This is a genomic window from Arthrobacter sp. UYCu512 (genome assembly GCF_040547075.1).
Lineage (GTDB): Bacteria > Actinomycetota > Actinomycetes > Actinomycetales > Micrococcaceae > Arthrobacter.
In genome coordinates, this window is sequence record NZ_JBEPPA010000011.1 from 1 (window position 1) to 20,479 (window position 20,479).

Annotated in this window: 16 protein-coding genes and 1 rRNA gene; 2 read left to right on the plus strand and 15 right to left on the minus strand. The window is 67.0% G+C overall.

Annotated elements, in window-relative coordinates:
* Both rrf and ABIB49_RS12760 read left to right on the plus strand, forming a co-directional pair.
* Nucleotides 1–87 (plus strand): 5S ribosomal RNA (gene rrf / locus ABIB49_RS12755); the annotation flags it as partial.
* A 186-nt stretch (nt 88–273) separates the two neighbouring features.
* Nucleotides 274–1,119 carry an SDR family NAD(P)-dependent oxidoreductase gene (locus ABIB49_RS12760; protein ID WP_354157139.1) on the plus strand — a complete coding sequence of 282 codons (846 nt, stop codon included), beginning with the start codon at nt 274–276 and terminating at the stop codon, nt 1,117–1,119.
* Between the two features lie 60 nt (nt 1,120–1,179).
* On the opposite strand, the gene ABIB49_RS12765 is transcribed toward ABIB49_RS12760, so the two are convergent.
* From ABIB49_RS12765 to ABIB49_RS12835, 15 genes are all read right to left on the minus strand, one after another.
* Nucleotides 1,180–2,970 carry a putative bifunctional diguanylate cyclase/phosphodiesterase gene (locus ABIB49_RS12765; RefSeq protein ID WP_354157140.1) on the minus strand — a complete coding sequence of 597 codons (1,791 nt, stop codon included), beginning with the start codon at nt 2,968–2,970 and terminating at the stop codon, nt 1,180–1,182.
* Nucleotides 2,971–3,141: 171 nt separating this feature from the next.
* Nucleotides 3,142–5,265, minus strand: coding sequence for a putative bifunctional diguanylate cyclase/phosphodiesterase (locus tag ABIB49_RS12770; protein ID WP_354157141.1), 2,124 nt, complete (start codon nt 5,263–5,265; stop codon nt 3,142–3,144).
* Between the two features lie 175 nt (nt 5,266–5,440).
* Complete coding sequence (locus ABIB49_RS12775) at nt 5,441–7,612, minus strand: putative bifunctional diguanylate cyclase/phosphodiesterase (RefSeq protein WP_396021318.1); 2,172 nt, start codon at nt 7,610–7,612, stop codon at nt 5,441–5,443.
* Between the two features lie 169 nt (nt 7,613–7,781).
* Nucleotides 7,782–8,972, minus strand: coding sequence for a glycosyltransferase family 4 protein (locus ABIB49_RS12780; RefSeq protein WP_354157142.1), 1,191 nt, complete (start codon nt 8,970–8,972; stop codon nt 7,782–7,784).
* Between the two features lie 275 nt (nt 8,973–9,247).
* On the minus strand, nt 9,248–10,216 hold the full coding sequence (locus ABIB49_RS12785; RefSeq protein WP_354157143.1) for an HNH endonuclease: 969 nt from the start codon (nt 10,214–10,216) through the stop codon (nt 9,248–9,250).
* A 170-nt stretch (nt 10,217–10,386) separates the two neighbouring features.
* On the minus strand, nt 10,387–10,707 hold the full coding sequence (gene fdxA / locus ABIB49_RS12790; RefSeq protein ID WP_354157144.1) for a ferredoxin: 321 nt from the start codon (nt 10,705–10,707) through the stop codon (nt 10,387–10,389).
* Between the two features lie 6 nt (nt 10,708–10,713).
* Nucleotides 10,714–12,198, minus strand: a complete 1,485-nt coding sequence (locus ABIB49_RS12795; protein WP_226776306.1) for an aldehyde dehydrogenase family protein — start codon at nt 12,196–12,198, stop codon at nt 10,714–10,716.
* A 50-nt stretch (nt 12,199–12,248) separates the two neighbouring features.
* Nucleotides 12,249–13,037 (minus strand): SDR family oxidoreductase, encoded by a 789-nt coding sequence (locus tag ABIB49_RS12800; protein WP_226776305.1) that lies wholly within the window; start codon nt 13,035–13,037, stop codon nt 12,249–12,251.
* On the minus strand, nt 13,037–13,993 hold the full coding sequence (locus ABIB49_RS12805) for a dihydrodipicolinate synthase family protein (protein WP_354157145.1): 957 nt from the start codon (nt 13,991–13,993) through the stop codon (nt 13,037–13,039). Before ABIB49_RS12805 ends, ABIB49_RS12800 begins: the two co-directional genes overlap by 1 nt.
* Nucleotides 13,994–14,034: 41 nt before the next feature.
* The gene (locus ABIB49_RS12810; protein WP_354157146.1) at nt 14,035–14,850 is read right to left on the minus strand and encodes an enoyl-CoA hydratase-related protein; all 816 of its coding nucleotides are present in this window, start codon (nt 14,848–14,850) and stop codon (nt 14,035–14,037) included.
* Nucleotides 14,847–16,097, minus strand: coding sequence for a CaiB/BaiF CoA transferase family protein (locus ABIB49_RS12815; RefSeq protein WP_226776302.1), 1,251 nt, complete (start codon nt 16,095–16,097; stop codon nt 14,847–14,849). Before ABIB49_RS12815 ends, ABIB49_RS12810 begins: the two co-directional genes overlap by 4 nt.
* Nucleotides 16,094–17,458 (minus strand): FAD-dependent oxidoreductase, encoded by a 1,365-nt coding sequence (locus tag ABIB49_RS12820; protein ID WP_396021319.1) that lies wholly within the window; start codon nt 17,456–17,458, stop codon nt 16,094–16,096. The genes ABIB49_RS12815 and ABIB49_RS12820 overlap by 4 nt, the downstream gene beginning before the upstream one ends.
* Nucleotides 17,459–17,477: 19 nt before the next feature.
* Entirely contained in the window at nt 17,478–18,794 is a 1,317-nt protein-coding gene (locus ABIB49_RS12825) for an MFS transporter (RefSeq protein WP_226776313.1), read from the minus strand.
* A 176-nt stretch (nt 18,795–18,970) separates the two neighbouring features.
* Nucleotides 18,971–19,579, minus strand: coding sequence for a helix-turn-helix domain-containing protein (locus ABIB49_RS12830; RefSeq protein ID WP_226776300.1), 609 nt, complete (start codon nt 19,577–19,579; stop codon nt 18,971–18,973).
* Between the two features lie 276 nt (nt 19,580–19,855).
* Nucleotides 19,856–20,323 (minus strand): DUF4383 domain-containing protein, encoded by a 468-nt coding sequence (locus ABIB49_RS12835; RefSeq protein ID WP_354157147.1) that lies wholly within the window; start codon nt 20,321–20,323, stop codon nt 19,856–19,858.
* Between the last annotated feature and the right edge of the window lie 156 nt (nt 20,324–20,479).

The following is a 20,479-nucleotide window of genomic DNA, read 5'->3' on the forward strand; positions in this document are numbered from 1 at the left end:
GGTCCCATTCCGAACCCGGAAGCTAAGACCCACAGCGCCGATGGTACTGCACCCGGGAGGGTGTGGGAGAGTAGGTCACCGCCGGAACATCATTACACGGTCGAGGACCCCCAACCACGTTGGGGGTCCTCCCGCATTTAACACCCCACCCAAAAACACCCCCACCGGAAACCCCACCCGGCTCAGCGGGAACATTGGCGGTGCCGGCATCGTTGTGGTTCGGTGGGCTTGTTTCCAAAAGCCCCGCTTCCCGCTTTCGCTCAAAGGATTCCCATGACCCAGCGCACCATTGTTATCACCGGCGCCAGTGACGGGATCGGCGCCTCCGCTGCCCGGACCCTTGCCAAAGCAGGGGAGCGGGTGGTCGTCGTCGGACGTTCCGTGGAGAAGACCGAGCGGGTAGCAACGGAGATCGGTGCTGACTACTTCGTCGCGGATTTTGGCGTCCTGGCGCAGGTGCGCCGGCTTGCAGCGCAGCTCAAGGCGAAGTACCCGCAGATCGACGTCCTGGCAAACAATGCCGGCGGGATCATGGGCAAGCGTGAGCTCACCGTCGACGGGCACGAAAAGACCTTCCAGATCAACCACCTGGCACCGTTCCTGCTGACCACCGAGCTGCTGGACGTGCTCACGGCCAGCAAGGCGACAGTGATCAACACCGCCAGCGCCGCCAACGGTTTCGGCAGGCTGGACCTGACGGACCTGGACGCGGCCAGAAGCTACTCGACCAACCGCGCCTACGGGACCGCCAAGCTGGCCAACATCCTCTTCACCAGCGAACTGAACACCCGCTACGGTGCCGCGGGAATTTCCACGGCGGCCTTCCACCCGGGCGTGGTGGCCACCAACTTCGCGGCCGAGTCGACCAGCCCCATGCGGCACGCGTACAAATCCATCCTCAACCGTTTCCTGCTCAGCCCCGAACAGGGCGCAGACACGCTTGTTTGGCTCGCGACGTCGACGCCGGGGCGGGACTGGATGCCGGGGGCCTACTACGCCAAGCGGGCGCTGGCCAAGGCCAACAAACAGGCCTACGACGCGCAGCTCGCACGCGGACTGTGGGAGCGCAGCGAGGCCATGGTGACCCAGCCGCTCGAGGAACTCGATCCCCGGGTGTAACCGGATTCAACCGGGCGTCACCCGGCGGGGCGTCACCGCGCCGGGTCTACCGCGCCGGGTCTACCGGGCGGCGTCGACCCTGTCGATTGCGGCCAGGGCGCTTTCCATGGTCCCGGCCAGTTCACTGGCCGGGGCGGGCTTGGCGAAAAGGTACCCCTGGAGTGCATCGCAGCCGCGGTCCATCAGGTATTTGGCCTGCGCGGGCGTCTCGATGCCCTCCGCGGTGACCGTCAGGCCGAGGTCGTGGGCGGCCTTGATCATGGTGTCGAAGAACGGCAGGTGTTCCAGGCCGGTGGCGACCATCGATATAAAGGACCGGTCGATTTTGACGATGTCCAGCGGCAGCTCCTTGAGCCGGCGCAGCGACGAATAGCCCGTTCCGAAGTCGTCCATCGCAACCCGGACCCCGGCGTCCCGGAGCTGCCGGAGCTGGCGGAGCACATCGCTGCCGGCGTCAAAAAACGCGCTTTCGGTCAGTTCCAGCGTCAGCTGGCGCGGGCTCACGCCGGTGGCGGCCACGATCGCGAGAATATCCGTGCCGAACTCGCGGTTCTGGAACTGCAGGCCGGAGACGTTTACCGCGACGCTGTGGCTGGCATCGCCGGCCAGCCAGGGCCGGATTTCCGCGCAGGCACGGCGCATGACCTCATCGCCGATTTCACGGATCAAGCCGCTTTGCTCAGCCACCGGCAGGAACTGGTTCGGCGGCACCAATCGGCCGTGCAGTTCCCAGCGCGCGAAGGCCTCGAACTGGACCACTGATCCGATCCCCGGCGACACCACCGGCTGGTAATGCACCGAGATCTGGCCCAATTCCACGGCCTGCCGGAGCCCGGCCTCGCCTTCGGCTCTGTGGCCCGGGGCGTGCAGCATGTCCGGACGGAAGCGCAGCCAGGTGTTTTTTCCATCGGATTTGGCGGCATTCAGGGCCGCATCGGCCTGCCGCAGCAGCTCGGCTCCGTCCAGCGTGTGCGCGGACTTGGACGCCAGGCCCATGCTGACGCCCGGCCGGACAGGGGAGCCACCAACGCGCAGTGGTTCGTACAGTGAATCGGCGATCCGTTTCGCCACCGCGTCGGCGTTGAGGCACTCGGTCAGCAGCACCGCGAACTCGTCGCCGCCGAGCCTGGCAACTGTGTCGTGGGGGCGGACGCAGTTGCGCAGCCGGTTCGCGACCTCGACGAGGAGTTCATCGGCCGATGACCGGCCCAGTATGTCGTTGAGGCCTTTGAAATCGTCCAGGTTCAGCAGGAGCACATCCACCGGGTCCGGACGGCGCAGGGCAGCGGCCAGGCGGTCGTTGAACTGGGTGCCGTTAGGCAGCGCGGTGAGCGGGTCCCGCAGCGTGCCGGCCCTGAGCTCGTCGTCGTGCTCGGCGACGGCGGAGGGAATACGAACGGAGGCGGTGGCACCCGGGCGGCTCCGCGCCGTCTGAGCTGTTCCGGAGACGTAGCCTGGGCGGCTGGGCGGCAGCCCGTTCCGGGGGCCGGTGCCGCGGACCGCCAATGCGACGGACGGCGCCGCAGACACTGATGAGCCTGCGGCCGCGGGGATCAGCGAGCAGGTGATCTCGACCGGAAGCGCGCTTCCGTCGAAGCGGCGGCCGGAGCCGGCGAAGGGCGCTGCGGAGCGGGGTGTTGCGGCGTCCAGCCCGGCGAGCACGCCATGGAACTCCTCACGGGATGCTTCGGCCAGCAGCAAGGACGCATCAGCGCCCAACAGCTGCGTCCGGGAGTAGCCGAAGAGCTCCTCCGCCGCGTGGTTCAGGAAGGAGATTGATCCGTCCGGATCGAGCAGCAGCAGTGGATCCGGGCTGTGCTCCAGAAGTGATTGTGCAAACCCTGGGTCCATGCTGTTTTGTCTGCCCTCGAAGCGACCGATACGGATGGCGGGCGCCGTGTGAAGATCACGCGACGCTGCCCTCACTGAATCATAGGCGGTCGACGGCACGGTAGCCTGATTCGGCCCACGCGGGGGCGGAGTGTGTCGGCGCAGGCCTTTGCAGGCCGGCGGAACGCACGGCTAGACCGGGAGCGGCTCCGCCTCGGGTGCCGCCTCGGGTGCCTCGAGTGCCTCGATGGCGGACATGGAGCGGCGGATCGCGAGTTCGCGCCGGGCTTCGGGCTCCGGCCGGGAGAACAGGAAGCCCTGCAGGGCGTCGCAGCCACGTTCCATCAGGTAGCTGGCCTGCGCCGGCGTTTCGATGCCTTCGGCGGTGACCTTCAACCCAAGGCTGCTGGCCATGTTAATCATGGACGTCAGGATGGGGAGCTTCTCGGCCCCGGAACGCAGAATGGAAATAAAGGACTTGTCGATTTTGACCACGTCCACCGGGAGCTCCTGTAGCCGGCCCAGCGAGGAGTAGCCGGTCCCGAAATCGTCCAGTGCCACCCTGATCCCGGCACCGCGCAGGCGTTCCAGCTGCTCGATGACGTGGGAGTGGGCATCAAAGAACACACTCTCCGTGACCTCCAGGACCAGCTGGTGCGGATCCGTGCCGCCACACGCCGCGATGTCCAGGACCCGCTCCGCGAAGTCCCGGTGCTGCAACTGCACGCCGGAGACGTTCACCGCCAGGGACCGGGCCGGATCCTCCGCAAGCCACCCTGAGAGTTCTGCGCAGCTGCGCCGCAGCACTTCGGCTCCGATCTCCCGGATCAGTCCGCTGCGCTCGGCAATCTCGATAAAACCGTCCGGGGCCATCAGCTGGCCCTGCCATTCCCAGCGGGCCAGGGCCTCGAACTGCACGACTTTAAGTTGTTCGCTGGAGACCACCGGCTGGTAGTGAACCCTGATCTGTCCCAGTTCCACCGCCCGGCGAAGCCCAGCGGTGAGCTGGGTGCGCTCCAGCAGTGCCGTGAGCATCTCCGGACGAAAGTGGACGTAGCAGTTTTTGCCGGCTTCCTTGGCCGCGTACATCGCGAGGTCAGCCCGCCGCAGCAGTTCCGAGGAGGTGGCGGTCCCGTCATCGCTTGAGGCGACGCCGAGGCTCAGGCCCGGCCGCATCAGGGTCCCTTCAATCGAGACCGGGGCGTTCAGGGCCCCGACGACCCGCTGGGCTACAGCGTCGGCGTCCCGGCAGCCCACGAGCAACACGACAAACTCGTCCCCGCCCAGCCTCGCGACGGTGCCGTGGGGTCCGACGCATCCCTGCAGCCGCCGGGAGATTTCCACCAGCATCTCGTCCCCGGCGTGGTGGCCCAGGACGTCGTTGACTTCCTTGAAGTCGTCCAAATCCAGCAGCAGCACATGCACCGGTTCGCTGGTCAGCAGCGCAGCGGCGGCGCGTTCGTTGAACAGCATCCGGTTGGCCAGGCCGGTAAGCGGGTCGCGGAAGGCCAGTTCCTTGAGCTTGGCCGCCTGTTCGGCGAGCTCTTCCATGGCGCGCCGCGCCTGGTGCTGGGCTCGGCTGCGCGAAGTGATATCCCGGAAGTTCCAGATCCGTCCAACAACCGCGCCTGCGACCTCCTGCGGCCGTGAGTTGAGCTCCACGGTGCGGCCGTCGCTGAACTCCAGGAGGTCGTTGCTTTGCATCAGCTTGTCCGCATACAGCAGGGAAACTCTTCCCCGGAAGTAGTCCGGGTTTGCCAGTTGCCCGGCGATGAAGTCGATCAGGGCCATCGGGTCGGAAGCCGCAACGAGATTCGGTGGCATGCTCCACAGCTTGAGGTACTGATCGTTGACCCCGGTGATCTGCCCGTCGTTGGAGACCACCAGGATCGCGTCGGCGGTGGTTTCCAGCGTGGCATCCAGCAGCGAGACGGCCAGGCGCCGGCCGGCATCGGTGTCCTGGCGGTGGCTTCCGTCGCGGAGGGCGACCGCCATGGCCGCGCCGCCGTCGTGCTGAACCAGTGAGCAGGTGATCTCCAGGAAAATTTCGCGGCCATCCTGGTGTCGGCCTGCCGCCGCGACCGGGAGCGTCGCGGCTGGGTTGCCCCTGCCCAGCCTGCCGAACACACGCAGGAAACCGCCGCGCTCGTCGTCGGAGAGCAGGATCTGGTGCCCGCCGCCGAGCAGTTGTTCCCGCCGATATCCAAAGAGCCGCTCCGCCGCCGCGTTGACGAACACGATGGTTCCGTCCGCGGTCAACAGCATAAAGGCATCGGGCCCCTGCTCCAGCAAGGTCTCTTCAATCCCAGGTCCCACGGCGATACCGGCCCCCAAAGCTTCGGATGGTGATGGTGTCCGACGGTCTTGCCGCGGGCAATGCGTTTCACTGAATCATATGGTCCCCGACGCCAGTGTCCAGCACCCCGGGGCCGGGCAGATCGCGGCTTTTCCTGCGGAATTGCCGCCGGTGCCACCCCCACCGGCGTTCGGCTCAGCGGGTTTCGGAGACCCGGCCGCCCCGGAGCGTGCCGAAGACCTCGGTAGAACGCGCAATCGCCGAATTCAGCGCGGACTGCGCCTCCGCGCCGGAAAAGAGGAACCCCTGCAGGGACTCGCAATCCAGCCCCATCAGGTATTCGGCCTGCGCGGCTGTCTCGACGCCCTCCGCTGTAACGGTCAGCCCGAGGCCGTGGGCCATGGTGACCATACAGCTGAGGATCGGCAGCTTTTCGGTACCCGTTTGGATCATGGCGGTGAAGGACTGGTCGATTTTGAGGGTGTCCACCGGAAGCTCCTGCAACCGGCCCAACGAGGAGTAGCCGGTGCCGAAGTCATCCAGCGCCACCCCCACCCCGGCGTTTCGTAGGGCGTTGAGCTGCTGGATTACGTGGCCGTCGTCGTCGAAAAAGACACTCTCGGTGACTTCCAGGATCAGCTGCCGCGGATCAACCCCGCACGAGGCGGTAGCCGCCTGGACCAGTTCGGCAAAATCCCCATGTTGGAGCTGAACGCCGGACACATTGACGGCCAGGCGACGTGCGGAATCCTCCGCCAGCCAAGGCTTCAGCTCGGTGCAGGCCTTCAGCAGCACCTCGGTACCGATCTCGACAATCAGACCGCTGCGTTCCGCGGCCGGGATGAAGCGCTCCGGCGGGATGGTCTCGCCGTCGCGCACCCAGCGGGCCAAGGCCTCAACAGTAACCACGGCGCCCAGCGTGGCCGAGATGATCGGCTGGTAGAGCACTGTGATCTGGCCACTGTCCACTGCCAGTCGAAGGCCGGTCTCCAGCTCGGTGCGCTGCACGAGGGATTGCAGCATTTCGGGCCGGAACCGCAGGTAGCGGTTCTTTCCGGCGGCCTTCGCCGCGTACATGGCGACGTCGGCCCGGCGCAGCAGTTCCGAGGCGCCAACGGCGTCGTCGCTGATGGAGGCCAGGCCCAGGCTGAGGCTGGGCCGCAGCATGGTCCCGTCAATCCAGACCGGTACCTTCAAGGACTCGACGATCCGGCCGGCCACCTCGTCGGGGTCCAGCGAGCCGACCAGCAGGACCACGAACTCGTCACCGCCCAGGCGTGCTACAACGTCGTTCGGGCGTACGCAGCCGCGCAGCCGCCGGCCCACTTCGATCAGCATCTGGTCTCCGGCGTGGTGGCCCAGGATGTCGTTGACCTCCTTGAAATCATCAAGGTCCAGCAGCAGGAGGTCGACGGCGGTCCCGTACGGCCCGAGCAGGGCGGCGGCGAGGTGGTCGTTGAAGAGCTGGCGGTTGGAGAGGCCGGTGAGCGGGTCCTGGAACGCGAGGGCCTTGAGCTGGGCCGACTGCTCGGCCAGATCGGCCATAGCCTTGGTGATCTGTTCCTGGGCAAGCCGGGCAGCGGTGACGTCGCGGAAGCTCCAGACGCGGCCCACCACCTGATTGGCAACCGTTTGTGGCCGGGAATAGCGCTCAAAGGTCCGGCCGTCACGGAAGTCCAGGACATCGTGGCTTTCCGCGGCAGGGTCGGAGTAGAGCGCGGTGACCTTTTCGACAAATTTGGCAGGATCTTTGAGTTGGTCCAGCACGTAGCCCATCACGGCTTCGTCGTTCTGGCTGGCCAGCAGGTTCCGGGGGATCCCCCACATGGAGACAAACTGGTTATTGACTCCCGCGATTTGGCCTTCGGCGCTGACCACCAGGATGCCATCAGCAGTGGATTCCAGTGTGGCACTGAGCAGCGACATGGCTTCGCGGAGCCCGGCATCCGTTTGCACCCGGCGGGAGGTGTCCCGGATGGTGACGGCCATGCTGGCCGGTCCCGCGGCTGGGGTCCCGGCGTCTTGCGGAAGCAGGGAATAGGTCAGCTCGCCCTGGAACTCACTGCCATCACGCCGGACGGCGTAGGCCTCGACCGGGGGCGGCCAGGCGTCCTCGCGGAGCACAAAGAACAGCCGGTGAAATCCGCTCCGGAATCCTTTGGCGAGCAGCACACGGTGGTCGTGTCCCAGCAGTTCGTCCCGGGAGTAGCCGAACATACGTTCGGCGGCTGCGTTGACCATCAAGATGGTGCCGTCCTCGGCCACCACCAGCAGGGCGTCAGGACCCGCCTCCAGAATGGCTTCGGGGCTCGGTGCCGGGTACGCGGACGCCGTCACGCGGCTTTCACCGTGAACATCTGCGACCACCTGTATTCCATCGACGAGTCTTGCCCTCAGAAAATCATAGGGGCATCACCGGGGTACCAACACCAGGCCGGGGACACCGGCGTTTCACCCTGCCCGCACCGGCTGCCTCCGGCGGGAGCCGCTGCGGGAAGCCGGCGGGAGCACGGCTCCGCAGCTGGTCAGTAAATTCTTACCAGGCGGCTCTTTCGCGGGTGCCGTGTTCGCGGGTGCCGTGCGATGTGGAGGTGTGGGAGGTGCCGGGGTCCTCCGCGGCGGCGAGGACCGCTTGATAGTGCGCGACAAGTTCGGCGCCAAGCATGGACCATGTACGGCCCTGGACCGAAGCATGTGCAGTGGTTGCGAACGCACGGCGCTTGGCGTCGTCGCCCATCAGGTCCACCACCCGGTCCCGGAGCGCCACCAGGTCACCGGGTTCGTAGAGCCAGCCGGTGCGGGAGTTCTCCACCAGGTCCAGCGGGCCGCCGCGGCCGGTGGCGACCACCGGAACGCCGGAGGCCATGGCTTCCTGGATGGTCTGACAGAACGTTTCCAACTCGCCGGGGTGGACAAAAAGGTCAAAGGACGCCACCGCCCGAGCCAGTTCCTCACCGCCGAGGAAGCCGGTAAATACGGCGTTGGGCAGGGCGTCCTCGAGGGCTTGCCGCTGCGGTCCGTCGCCCACAATGACCAGCCGGGTGCCTGGTACGTTGGCCAGCACCGCCAGGTCCTGCACCTGCTTCTCGGCCGCCAGCCGGCCTACGTAGCCGATGAGGCGCTCGCCGGCCGGGGCGACGGAAGCCCGCCAGCCGGCGTCGCGCTTGTCCGGGGAGAACCGCCGGGTGTCCACGCCGCGACGCCACATCTCGATCCGTGGGATGCCGCGGCCGCGGAGTTGCTGGAGTGCGAAGCTGGAGGGGACGAGGGTGCGTGAGGCCAGCAGATGAATGTTCTCCACCCTGCTCCACGCCCAGTTCTCCAGGAACGGCACACCGTAGCGGCCGGCATAGCTGGGGACCTCGGTCTGGTAGATGGCGATAGTGGGGATCCCCAGCTGGTGCGCTGCCTGCGCGGCCCGCCAGCCAAGGACAAATGGTGACGCCAGGTGGACCACGTCCGGTGCATACTCGGCAAGGATTCGCTTGACCCGGTAAACACCGCCCATGGCCACCCGGACGTTCGTGTAGCCGGCGAGCGGGACCGAGGGCAGCCGGTGGATGCTCGCTCCATAGACCTCGTCGGGGGCTCCGGTGTCCTGGGTCGACGGAGCAATTACCAGCACCTCGTCCCCGCGCTCCTGAAGATGCTCCAGGACGCGCAGGATGGAATTTGTTACGCCGTTCATCAAGGGCAGGAATGATTCAGCCACAATTGCGATCCTCACCCCTCAACACTGCGGGGGCAGGCTTTCGGCACGGGGTAGGGCGCGTGGCGGGGGAGAAAAGAGTGGGTTAACGGGGTGTGGTCGCTTTGCCTCGCACGCGTCCGAGTGGGCATGCTCCGCGGCCGGGGTGAGGGGTGGACATAGGCCGCAGATGCGCCCGGGTCGCCGCCAAGAGTGGGCATGTCCAACGGTTGGGGCGGGGATGCGCTTGGGCCGGGGCCAAGAGTGGGCATGCTCCGCGGCCGGACCTACAGCAGCTCGACAGCTTTCCCTGGTTAAGCTTCCGGCGGCCCGAGGAGTTCCCGGGCCTGCCGCTGGGACTCAAGTTGTTCGGCGGTGACGACGGAGTCACGCAGGAATCCGGCGCCGGCGATGATCCGGCGCAATTCGGCGACGGTCCGGGCCGTGCTCACGCCCCGGTGGGCCACGGCGTGGCAGTTGGCGCAGAGCGGGACGAGGTCTGTGAGGGGGTCCAGTTCATAGCGGCTGCCGAGACGGGACACCGGGACAAGGTGGTGTACGGGCATCAAGTCCGCGCCGACGTCTCCGTAGGTGAGTTCGAAGGAAAAGCCGCATGCTGCGCAGCTTGTGCCGTGGAGCGCGATGCAGGCCCGCCGCGCGTCGGGATCACGTTCGTAGCGGTTCACCTCCGCCCGGGTAACGGCGCCCTGCGGGTAGGTGCCGGGAGGGTGTTGGGTGGGGTCCGCGCCCGCCGGTGGCCCGGCGTCGCGCCACAGGGCCCTGAGCGCCGCTTCGTCCGCCGGTTCAACGCCCAGCCCGAATGCGTCGACATCCTCCCACTCGATCCCGGGAACCGCAGCCTTGAGGACGGCGACGGCGATGTGCTCACCGGGCGGCAGCAGCGCATCGACGGCCAGGTGCACAAACACCGGCGCATCGTCCTGCACGGTGCCCGGTAGCCGGGCAGCCACCTGCCCGGCTACCGCCTGCCCGGCTACCGCCTGCCCGGATTCCTGTTGCGCCGCCGCCCGTTGCGCCGCCGCCCGTTGCGCCGCGTCCTGCTGCTCGGAGACCACAACACCATGGCCGATCAGTCCGCGGCCGCCAGGCCCCTGCAGAAAAAGCCAAGCGTCGGTGCCAGCGGACAAGTTCCACGCACCGTTGACGCGCCACGGCACAAAACACCGGCCGGCCTCGGCGACACGGCCGCGAACTGTTGCGTCATTCCAGTCATTCCAGTCGTTCCGAGGGTCCGGGTCCCAGCCCAGGATGATGGCGCTCATCGGGCCATTCTCGCAGTCGGGCGGCCATCGGCGCAGGCAATTCGACACAAACGGCCGTCAAGCGGGGCGCTTGACGGCCGGGTCCTGCAAGTGACTGCGGGTTTGTGCTGCGATTTTGTGCTGCGGGTCCGGGCCCGCGACAACACCGCGCCGGCTCCGCACGCCGGGACCTAGCGGGCCGGTACGGGTTCCCGGTCCACCACCGGGTGGTCGCGGCCCAGGTTCCCGACCGTGGCGGCCCCCTGTGGTGACCCGAGCTCCTCGAAGAACTCGGCGTTGGCCCGGACGTAGTCGGCCCACTCATCCGGAACGTCCTCCGAATAGTAGATCGCTTCGACCGGGCAGACCGGGTCGCAGGCGCCGCAGTCCACACACTCGGCGGGATGGATGTACAGCGCCCGTTCACCCTCGTAAATGCAGTCCACCGGGCACTCGTCGATGCACGCCTTGTCCTTGACATCTACGCAGGGCTGGGCGATCACGTACGTCATGGTGGGCTACACCCCCGTGTAGACGGTCTTGCCCCAGGTGAAGAAGTCCAGGGCCGACTTTCCTTGTTCGCGGAATGTGTTTGTGGAGGAGTCCTTGACGCCGCCGAACGGCACGTTGAGGTCCAGGCCCGCCGTCGGACGGTTGACCTTAATAACGCCGGCCTGCGCCCGCGCGGCGAAGTCCGTGGCGAACGCCAGCGAATCGGTGCAGATGCCGGCGGTGAGGCCGTAGCGGGAATCGTTGATCGCGGCGAGTCCGGCCTGGTAGTCGGCGACCTCCAGCACGGCCACCACCGGGCCGAAGATCTCCTCGGACACGGCGGCGTCATCGAACGGCAGCTCGGTGAGCACCGCCGCCGGGAAGACCAGCGGCCCGGCGGGGTCGCCGTCGTATGAACCGGCCAGCAGCGTGGCGCCGCGTTCGACGGCGGAGCGCACCGCCGCCTGGTTCTGCTCGAACTGCTGCCGGCTCACCACGGCACCCATCGCAGCGTCCAGTCCGTCCCCGGGCGTGTACGCCGCGGCCTCCTCCGTCAGTGCGGCAAGGAATTCCGAGCGGATGCCGGGCGTGACGTAGACGCGGGACGTTGCGGTGCAGGCCTGGCCGGTGAGCCCGAACGCTCCGGCGGCGACCACCTTGGCGGCCTTGCGGGCATCGGCGTCGTCAAGCACCAGAACACCGTTTTTGCCGCCCATCTCCAGCTGCACCCGGGCCCGGCGGGCGTTCAGGATCTCCTGCAGGCCCAGGCCCACCGCCGTCGAACCGGTGAAGGACAGCCCCGCGATCCGCGGGTCGCGGGCCAGGGCGTCGCCCACCACCCGGCCCTTGCCGTGCACCACGTTGAACACCCCGGCGGGCAGCCCGGCGTCCTGCAGCGCGCGGGCGAGGTGGGTGGCGGAGAGCGGAGTGAGCTCGGCCGGTTTGATCACCACGGCGTTGCCGCTGATCAGCGCGGGGGCGGATTTCCACGCCGGGATGGCGATGGGGAAGTTCCAGGGCGTGATCAGCCCGACGACGCCGAGCGGCTCGCGCCTGGTGGTGATGGTGGTGTCCGGCAGGCCGCTGGGGAGGACTTCGCCGGTCGCGGCCCAGCCGAGGGAGCCGAAGAAGCGCAGCACGTCGGCGGCACGCTTGACCTCGCCCTTGGCCTCGGCGAGGGTCTTGCCTTCCTCACGGACCAGGTCCCCGGCGATGGCGGCTTGGCGGTCCAGGAGCAGATTGCCGGCGGCCAGCAGGATCGCGCCGCGGGAGGGGGCCGGCAGTGCAGCCCAGGCCGGCTGCGCGGCGGCGGCTGCGCTAACGGCGGCGTCGACGTCCGCGGCGGTGCCGCTGGGGGAGAGGGCAGCGAGCTCGCCGGGCCGGGCCGGGTTGAACCGCTCGGTGTCTGCGCTGCCGAGCCATTGGCCGTTGATGAGGTGCCGGGCGGTGATGAGTTCGCGGTCGGCGGAGGTCTCTGCGGGGGTGGTGAAGTCTGTTGCCGTGGAAGTCATGGTGTTCCTTCGGGTGGTCGGGAAGAGTTCGGAGGTCTGGAAGCGGTCGGTTAGAGGCTGCGGATCAGGCCGCCGTCGCACCGCAGCGCGATGCCGGTGATGTACGAGGCCGGAGTGCTGCAGAGGAACGCGGCAGCAGCGCCGAACTCCGCGGGTTCGCCGTAGCGGCGGGCGGGTATGGTCTTGCGGGACTCGAGCTGGATTTCCTCGACGGTGCTGCCGCGGCGCTTGGCGGCGGCTTGGTCCAATTCGGCTACGCGGTCGGTGGCGATGCGGCCGGGAAGGAGCATGTTCACCGTGACGGCGTCCAGCGCGACCTCGGCGGCGAGGGTTTTCAGGTAGCCGGCCAGCGCTGCGCGCCCGGTGTTGGACACGGCCAGGTTAGTCAGCGGCGCCACCACACCGCTGGAGCCGACGGCGAGGATCCGTCCCCAGCGCCGTTCCCGCATGCCAGGCAGCACGTGGGAAATGAGCGCGTGGTGCGGCTTGACCAGGAGGTCGAAGGCGGCCGCGAGGTCGTCCGCGCTGAGGGTGGCCGCAGCGCCGGGCTTGGGGCCGGGCCCGTTGAGCACAAGGATGTCGATAGGGCCGAGTTCCGCCACGGCCTGCTCGACGGCGGCCGCCACCCCTTCGGCCGTGCCGAGGTCCGCCTCGATCGCGACGGCGCCCGGCCCGTAGGCGTCCGTCAGTTCGGCCACGATTTCCTTGGCGCGGACCTGGCGCCGGCCGGTGACGGCCACACGCACGCCTTCGGCGGCGAGGGCTCGGGCGATGGCAAGCCCCAGGCCGCCGGTGGACGCGGCCACAAATGCGGTCTTTGTGCTGATTCCGAGGTCCATCAGAAACTCCCTGCCGTTGTGTGGATGACCGTGGCCGGCACCGTGACCGGTTCGGGGGGCCGTGCGTCAAGGGCCGCCGCGGCCTCCGCCAGGTGCGTGAGCATGCTCAGCCGGAGGGTTTCCGGGAACGGCGCGGCCGGGGCGCGGACGCCGGCGTCGGCGATGAGGCCCCGCCGGCGCAGGCACTCCTTGCGGACGGACAGCGCGATCCGGGCCTGCTGCTCGAAGTTGATCAGCGGCAGGTAGGGCAGCAGTGCGTCCCGGGCCGCCTCGTACCCGTCCCGCTGCCAGGCGCGGACGCAGGCGATCAGGGCCTCGGGGTAGGAGAATCCGGTCATGGCACCGGCGGCACCGGACTGCAGCTCGTCCAGCAGCCCCTGGCCGCCGAGCCCGCCGAACACGGACACTTCGAGGGCCCGGCTGAGCCGTGCGATGGCCACGGAGGTGGGCGGCGCCTCGGCCTTGACGGCGATGACGTGGCCGCATGCCTGCACCACCGAGATCAGCGCTTCGGTGCTGATGCTGACTCCGCTGGCCAGCGGATAGTCCTGCAGCACCACGTTGGCGCCGGTTGCCTGATGGATCGCGTTCAGGTGCGCGCTGACCACGGCGGGGTTAGCGGAGTTGGCCTGCACCATCACGGCTGCGAGGCGCTCGCCGGCCACGGCCTGGGCTGCCCGTATTTCCTCGACAGCCGTGCCGGTGTAGAGCGAGGTTACGCCCACCACCAGGGGAAGGGTCGTTTCCTCGACAACGACTTCCAAGACCAAGCCGCGTTCCGCCGGGGTCAGGGCCGCGGCCTCGCCGAACACACCCAGGACGGTCAGGCCGGTAGCACCGATGGATTCGTAGTAGGCCACGAGACGGGCGAGGCTGTCGGTGTCGACATCCAGGGTGCTGCCCTGGAATGGCGTTGCGAGAACACCCCACACTCCGGGTGCCAGTGACTGCCGCATCTGCTTCTCCTTAGTTTTTGGTCGCTCAAAGGGCTGCATCTCTAATGTCCCGGCCAGACCGGCGCGCGCTTGTCCTGGAAGGCGCGTACACCCTCCGCCGAGTCCGCGCTGTCAAGCGCCGCCATGAGGGCCGGCAGCCGCTGGCCGCGCGCCTCGGTGGCAGTCAGGTGCCCGGTCCGGGTGACCATTTGTTTGACTGCCCGCACGGAAGTGGGGGCGCAGGCGAGGACCTGGTCCAGCCAGCGCTGCACCGCGGCGTCGAGGTCCCCTGCGGGGACCACCTCGTTGACCAGGCCCATGGACTGCATTTCGGCGGCCGGCACTTTCCGTCCGGTCAGGAGCATGCCCATCGCCTGCGTGTAGGGGATACGCCGCACCAGCTGGTGGATGCCGCCGTCGAGCGCCAAACGCCCGACGCGCGGTTCAGTCAGGCCAAAGCGCGCGGTGTCCGCGGCGACCACGATGTCCGCGCCGAGCACGATCTCCATCCCACCGCCAAGCGCATAGCCGTTGACCTTGGCGATAACCGGGATGTCCAGGCTGGTGCGCAGGCTGAGGCCGCCGAAGCCGTTCGGGTCCAGGCCGGCCCAATACTGCAGCCCGGTCTTGTCCGCAGCGGCGGTGGACATGTCCGCTCCGACGCAGAACGCCCGGGTGCCGGCGCCGGTGATGACGACGGCGCGGACGTCCGGATCTGCTTCCAGTTGCGCCCAGATCGCGTTGAGCCGTGCCTGGGCGGTGCTGTCGACGGCGTTGAGCACGTGCTGGCGGTCGATGACCACAGTGGCAACGTGGTTCTCGATGACCAAGGTGACCTGATCCACCCTGGTCTCCCCAGCTTCTGCAACGGACGTCACTTCAGCACCCCCAGCTGCTGCAGGCGTTTGATGGCGTCGGCGTCGAAACCGTTTTCCAGCAGCACCTCCACGTTGTGCTGGCCAAGCTGCGGGGCGGGCCGGCGAACCGTGGGCGGGGTCGCGGAGAGCCGGATCGGTGCGTTGAGCATCCGCACAGTTCCGACGCCGGGGTGCTCGGCCTCCACGATCATGCCGTTGGCGTGCGTTTGCGCGTCGGCGAGGGCCTGCTCCAAGGTGTGCACCGGGGCGTTCAGCAGGCCTTGGTCCTCCAGCTTTGTGGTCCAGTATTCGGTACTGTTCGTGGCGATGCGCTCGCGGAAGATCGCCTGCAGCTCCGGCTTGTGCTGGAATTGCTGCTCCAGATTGGCGAACTCGGGCCGGAGCGTGAGGTCCTCGGCCAGGCCCAGGGCTTCGGAGATCCGCGCCAGCGGGTCCGGCGTGAAACCGCCCACCATGCACACGGCGCCGTCGGTGGTTTCGAAAACGCCGCTGAGCGGCATGGCACCCCAGTTGACCTCGTAGCCGCGGTTGAGCTGCATACACGCCTCCTGCATCTGCAGGTGCAGCATGGAGTCGTACATGGTCACCTCCACCTTCTGCCCGACGCCGGCGGTTTCGCGGGTGCGCAGCGCCAGCAGAATGCCCTGCATCAGGTGCATGCCGGTGATGTAGTCACACAGCGTGGTGGGGTAGATCGAGGGCTTCTGGTCGTCCGATTCGCGGCGCCACATGACACCGGAGTAGGCCTGGGCGATCGCGTCCTGGCCGCCCTTGTGCGAGTAAGGACCGATGGGGCCAAAACCCGTTCCGGAGGCCCAGATGATGCCCGGGTTCTGTTCCTTGAGCTCCTCATAGCCAAAGCCCATCCGCTCCATCACGCCGGAGCGGAAGTTGCTGACCACCACATCGGCATCGGAAAGCAGGCGGCGGAGCACTGCCTTGCCCTCCTCGGTGCGGGTGTCCACGGAGATGCTGCGCTTGTTCCGGTTGATGGACAGGAAGATCGGGTTGTCCTGGCCGTCCTTGTCCGGGAACGAGTTGCGCGAGATGTCCCCGGCGCCGGGGCGTTCGACCTTAATGATGTCAGCGCCGTAGTCGCCGAGGAGCTGGGTGCAGGACGGGCCCATAAACACCTGGGTGAAGTCCACGATCTTGATTCCGTCCAGCGGCAAGGGCGTGCCGGCGGGCGCTGGTGCCGTCCCGGGCGCGGCTGCCGCGCCCGGCAGGTCATCGATAGCCAGGCTCATACCGCCACCACCGAATCCAGGTCCAGGGTGGCGTTCGACGACGGGACGTCGCCCGGGTCCGCGCCGTGGACGCGCATGCCCTGCTGGATTTCCGCTGCGGAGACGTCGCGGACCAGGGTGCCGTTCCGGACGGCCAGCGCGGCGGCGACGCCGACGGCCTGGCCCATGGCCATGCAGGGCGGGATCTCGCGGGACATCTTTTGCGCCTCGGGGGTCGCGGAATAGTGGCGTCCGGCCACAAGCAGCTGGTCCACTTCCTTCGGCAGCAGCGAGCGGTACGGGTAGTAGTAGTCCCGGCCGCGGGCTACGGTATCGGCAAAGTGCCGGCGGGTGGTGACGTCATCCTTGGTCATGACGTACTCGCCCTCCAGCAGGCGGGTCTGCCGAACACCCATCTGGGAGGCGACGTCGAGCATGTAGCACTTCTCGAAGCCGGGGAGGTTGGCGCGGACGTAGTCCACGGCCTCGGAGATCTTGTCCCGGGCCGCGAACTCGGCCGCGGTCATGTCCGCCGGGTCGACGCCGTCGTAGCCGGTCATGTGCGGGGCATTGCACCAGACCACGCCGTCAATCGGGGTTTTCAGCCACCACAGCTCCCAGGCGCCGCCGAGGAGGCGCTTGATGGTGCGGTTGATGGCTCGGGCTTCCTTGGGGTTGGCCTGCTCAAACGCCTCGGCGGCGTTGGTATCGACGTTGCCGAGCCGGAAGACCAAGGTGGTGAGGTAGCTGTCCTTGATGTGGCTGGCGCCGGCCCGGGACGCGACGTCGATGTCGCCGGTGGTGTCGATGACAACGTCGGCCATAAAGGCCTGCGGGCCGGACTTGGTCTCGCAGATGACACCCTTTATCACGCCGTTGTCCACAATCGGGCGGGAGAACCAGGAGTGCAGGCGCAGGTTCACGCCGGCTTCCCGGACGAGGTCGTTGGAGATCCGCTTCCAGCCGTCGGGATCAAAGGCCGCTGCGTAGCAGATGGGCTTCGGTGTGACGTGGGTGTGGAAGTCGAAGGTACCGAAGCGGCCCCACTTGTTCCACAGTTCCTCGGAGGCCTTGCGGTCCTCCGCGGGCGGGACGATGGCCAGGCCCAGCTTCTGCAGCCGTTCGACGTATTCGGAGACGATGCCCGTGACGGTGATTTCCTGGCCGTTGATCATGTCATCGAGGACCAGGACCATCCCGCCGGAGGCGAGCCCGCCGAGCGAGGAGTAGCGTTCCAGCAGGGTGACGGAGGAGCCGGCCCGGGCTGCCGTCACGGCGGCGGCGACACCTGCGGGGCCACCGCCCACCACAAGGACATCGGAGCGGGAGATCACGGGGGCGGTGAGGTCCGCCGTCGTGGTGCTGAGTTCAAGGGAAGTCATGGAATTCATGGAGGGATCCTTAGTTTCCGACGAAGATGCCGTTGGCACGGCGGGCGGCGAGGTAGAGGACGATGGACAGGACGGAGAGGACCGCGACGTACACCGGGAAGACCCAGCCGGCGCCGACGGACTGCAGCCAGACCAGGAGGAAGGACGCGGTGCCGCCGAAGAGCGCGACGCCAATGCCGTAGCCCAGCGCCACACCGGTGCCGCGGCAGTTTTTGGGCATCAGCGAGGTGCTGACCACGTTGTAGAGGGTCATGTTCAGCACCAGGACGAGGGAACCGCCGAGCAGGACCGCGGCGAACCCGCCGATGCCGGGCTGGACGTACATCAGCATGAGGAAGACGGAAGGAATGGCCAGGATCCGGGTGACGAGGAACCAGCGGGACATGGACCGGCCGTCAGCCAGCTTCCCGATGATCCAGCTGCCCACCACGAGGATCACGCCCAGGACGGTGGTGAGGGCGAAGACAGCCGTGGGATCTTCCTTGAAGTTGCTGCGGGCGGCGCTGGGCAGCCCCACGTTCCAGGCGTAGTTGTAGGCCTGGGCCGCGCCGACAACAAAAACGATCGCCAGCACGGAAAGCCAGTGTTTACGGACCCCGGTCCAGACGGCGCCGGCGGAGTTGTTGGCCAGCTCTTCCGGGTTCATGGTTTCCGGCAAGGCGCGGCGAAGGTAAAGGACAACAAAGCCAAAGGCAGCGCCGATAAAGAACGGCACCCGCCAGCCCCAGTCACCCATCACGGCCCCGCCGAGCGTGAGGCTGCAGAGGAAGCTGACCAGTGAGGCGAGCAGGATGCCGATGTTGACGTAGAAGGACATGATCCCGGCGACGTAGCCTTCACGGCCTTCCGGAGCCAGCTCCACGGCGTGCGAGGTGGAGAGCGGGGCCTCGATGCCGGTGGAGATGCCCTGCAGGACGCGGCAGATGACGAGGATGATCCCGGCCCAAGCACCGATCTCCTGGTAGCTGGGCGTGACGGCGATGACCAGGGTGGTGCCCGCCATCAGCATGATGGAGAGCAGCATCACCCGGCGCCGGCCGATCCGGTCGGCCAGGGTGCCCAGCAGCACGCCGCCGAGCGGCCGGAACGCGAACCCGACGGCGAAGACGGCGAGTGTGTTCAGGGTCGCGGAGAGGGGGTCGGTGCTTGGAAAGAAGTTCGGGCCAATGAACGCCGAGAGGAGGCCGAAGACCATCCAGTCGTACCATTCCAGGGCGTTGCCGAGGCCCAGGCTCAGCAGGCCCCTGCGGACTTCAGGGGCGAACTTCTTGGCGGCCGGGCGGGTGGTTGCCGCGACGTCGTCGTCGGGCTGCGGAGTGTTCAGCATGGGTGTTTCAAGCATGGAAGTGTCCTTACGCTTACGCCTTGGGGGCGTGGGAGGGTATGACGCATCGCCGTCCGGGGATTACGGTCGGTGGCTGCGAATGTGGCAAGGACTGTCGGCGGTCAGGGTCAGACAGCGACAGTGGGTGGGACGGTAGGGGCCGCTTGGGGTCGGCGCCGCTACCACGCGTGAGGTGCGTTAACCCAGATTGCTACGCATACCTCTTCGTAGCTGTTTTTGTACCAGTGCGGGGTGTCCGAGGCGAAAGTGATGGAATCGCCGGCCTCGAGCGAATAGCATTCCCCGTCCAGGAAAATGTCTTTCCGGCCGGAGAGGATGAGCCCGAACTCCTCGCCGCTGTGGCGGAAAGGAGTGGCGCTGGTGTCGTGGCCGGGCGGACTGACAATCCATTGGGCCTCGAGAGCGCCGTTAAGATCAGGCGTGAGCAGCTCATAGACCGCCTCGCCTACTGACTTCTTGGTGACGCCCTTCAGGTTGCGCCGATCGGCTTTGCGGACCACCGGGGACCTGGGCTTTTCCTGGCCGACAAAGAATTTCCCGACCGGGATGTCCAGGCCGTGGGCCAGTTGCGCCAGGGTGGTGAAGGACGGGTTGGCCAGGCCGCGTTCGATCTGGCTGACGATTGCCGGGCTGAGGCCCGTGATCTCCGAAAGCTTAGCGAGCGTCATGCCTTTTTCCTTGCGCATGGAGCGCACCTTGTTGCCGACGGTGGCAAGCAGTGCACTGGTAGCTACCGGGACGCTGCCCGTGGCGCTTTCGGTGGTCATTCGATGTCCTTCACTTGGTGAGCTGACTCACATAACTATAGTGAAGATTTTTAGCGGGTCAATGATTTTGCCCTAAGTAAAATGAAAATATTTACAGAAGCGAGGTTTTGCGACCCGCACCCTCCGCCGCTCGATGCATCCCGCCCGGACGCCGCCACACAGAAGCTGGTGCAGCAACTGCGCTTTTACGCAGTGGCTGCACCAGCAGGTAGAACGAATTTTCTGCTTACTATGAAACGGTACTCATTCGCGGCTCCCTTGGTCCCGGTGGTTCGTTTACCGGGTATTTGCGTCTTCGGCCAGATGCCTGGACATCAGCCAACCGGCGCCGGCCATTGCCAGGCCCAGGATCATAAAGGCCCAGGCATCGATGGCGTTCAGCGACAGGAAATTGGCCGCCGAACCCACCCCGACGATGAGCCCGTAGACGCTAAGGATGATGTACAGCAGGCCAAAGCCCATCAGGAAGTTCCGGGAACCCACGGGGTTCCGGGACGTGGCCCAGCCGGTGGCGCCAATCGCGAGTTGAACGATGTTCAGCAGCATCGATACCTGGAACAGGCCCAGGAACAGGGCCGTGGATCCGGGTCCGAAGAACGCCAAGGAACTGTACTGCGTGGTGATGCCCGGGATGAATCCCAGGATGCCCACGACGATAAGGACGGTACCAACACCCATGCCGACGTTCTGGACATCTGTCCGTCCGAAGTGAACGCCGTGTGCATGTGGAGATGCGGTAGTCATTTTGTGCCTCCAACCACTGATTGCGGACACTCCAATTTTACGGCCGAGACAGGAAAAAAGCGCTGCTTCGTGTCGGTGTGGAATGCCGGATGAACCGTCGTCAGCGGGCGGAAGTGCAGTGAAGTGCGGCAGTTGCGCCTGTCGCACCGGCAGGGG

Excerpts from the sequence above, each read along its gene's own strand:
- ABIB49_RS12760 (WP_354157139.1), top strand. The coding sequence starts at position 274 with ATGACCCAGCGCACCATTGTTATCACCGGCGCCAGTGACGGGATCGGC.
- ABIB49_RS12835 (WP_354157147.1), bottom strand. The coding sequence starts at position 20,323 with ATGACTACCGCATCTCCACATGCACACGGCGTTCACTTCGGACGGACA.
- ABIB49_RS12805 (WP_354157145.1), bottom strand. The coding sequence starts at position 13,993 with ATGCGGCAGTCACTGGCACCCGGAGTGTGGGGTGTTCTCGCAACGCCA.
- ABIB49_RS12820 (WP_396021319.1), bottom strand. The coding sequence starts at position 17,458 with ATGACTTCCCTTGAACTCAGCACCACGACGGCGGACCTCACCGCCCCC.
- ABIB49_RS12825 (WP_226776313.1), bottom strand. The coding sequence starts at position 18,794 with ATGCTGAACACTCCGCAGCCCGACGACGACGTCGCGGCAACCACCCGC.
- ABIB49_RS12800 (WP_226776305.1), bottom strand. The coding sequence starts at position 13,037 with ATGGACCTCGGAATCAGCACAAAGACCGCATTTGTGGCCGCGTCCACC.
- ABIB49_RS12765 (WP_354157140.1), bottom strand. The coding sequence starts at position 2,970 with ATGGACCCAGGGTTTGCACAATCACTTCTGGAGCACAGCCCGGATCCA.
- fdxA (WP_354157144.1), bottom strand. The coding sequence starts at position 10,707 with ATGACGTACGTGATCGCCCAGCCCTGCGTAGATGTCAAGGACAAGGCG.
- ABIB49_RS12815 (WP_226776302.1), bottom strand. The coding sequence starts at position 16,097 with ATGAGCCTGGCTATCGATGACCTGCCGGGCGCGGCAGCCGCGCCCGGG.
- ABIB49_RS12830 (WP_226776300.1), bottom strand. The coding sequence starts at position 19,579 with ATGACCACCGAAAGCGCCACGGGCAGCGTCCCGGTAGCTACCAGTGCA.
- ABIB49_RS12795 (WP_226776306.1), bottom strand. The coding sequence starts at position 12,198 with ATGACTTCCACGGCAACAGACTTCACCACCCCCGCAGAGACCTCCGCC.
- ABIB49_RS12785 (WP_354157143.1), bottom strand. The coding sequence starts at position 10,216 with ATGAGCGCCATCATCCTGGGCTGGGACCCGGACCCTCGGAACGACTGG.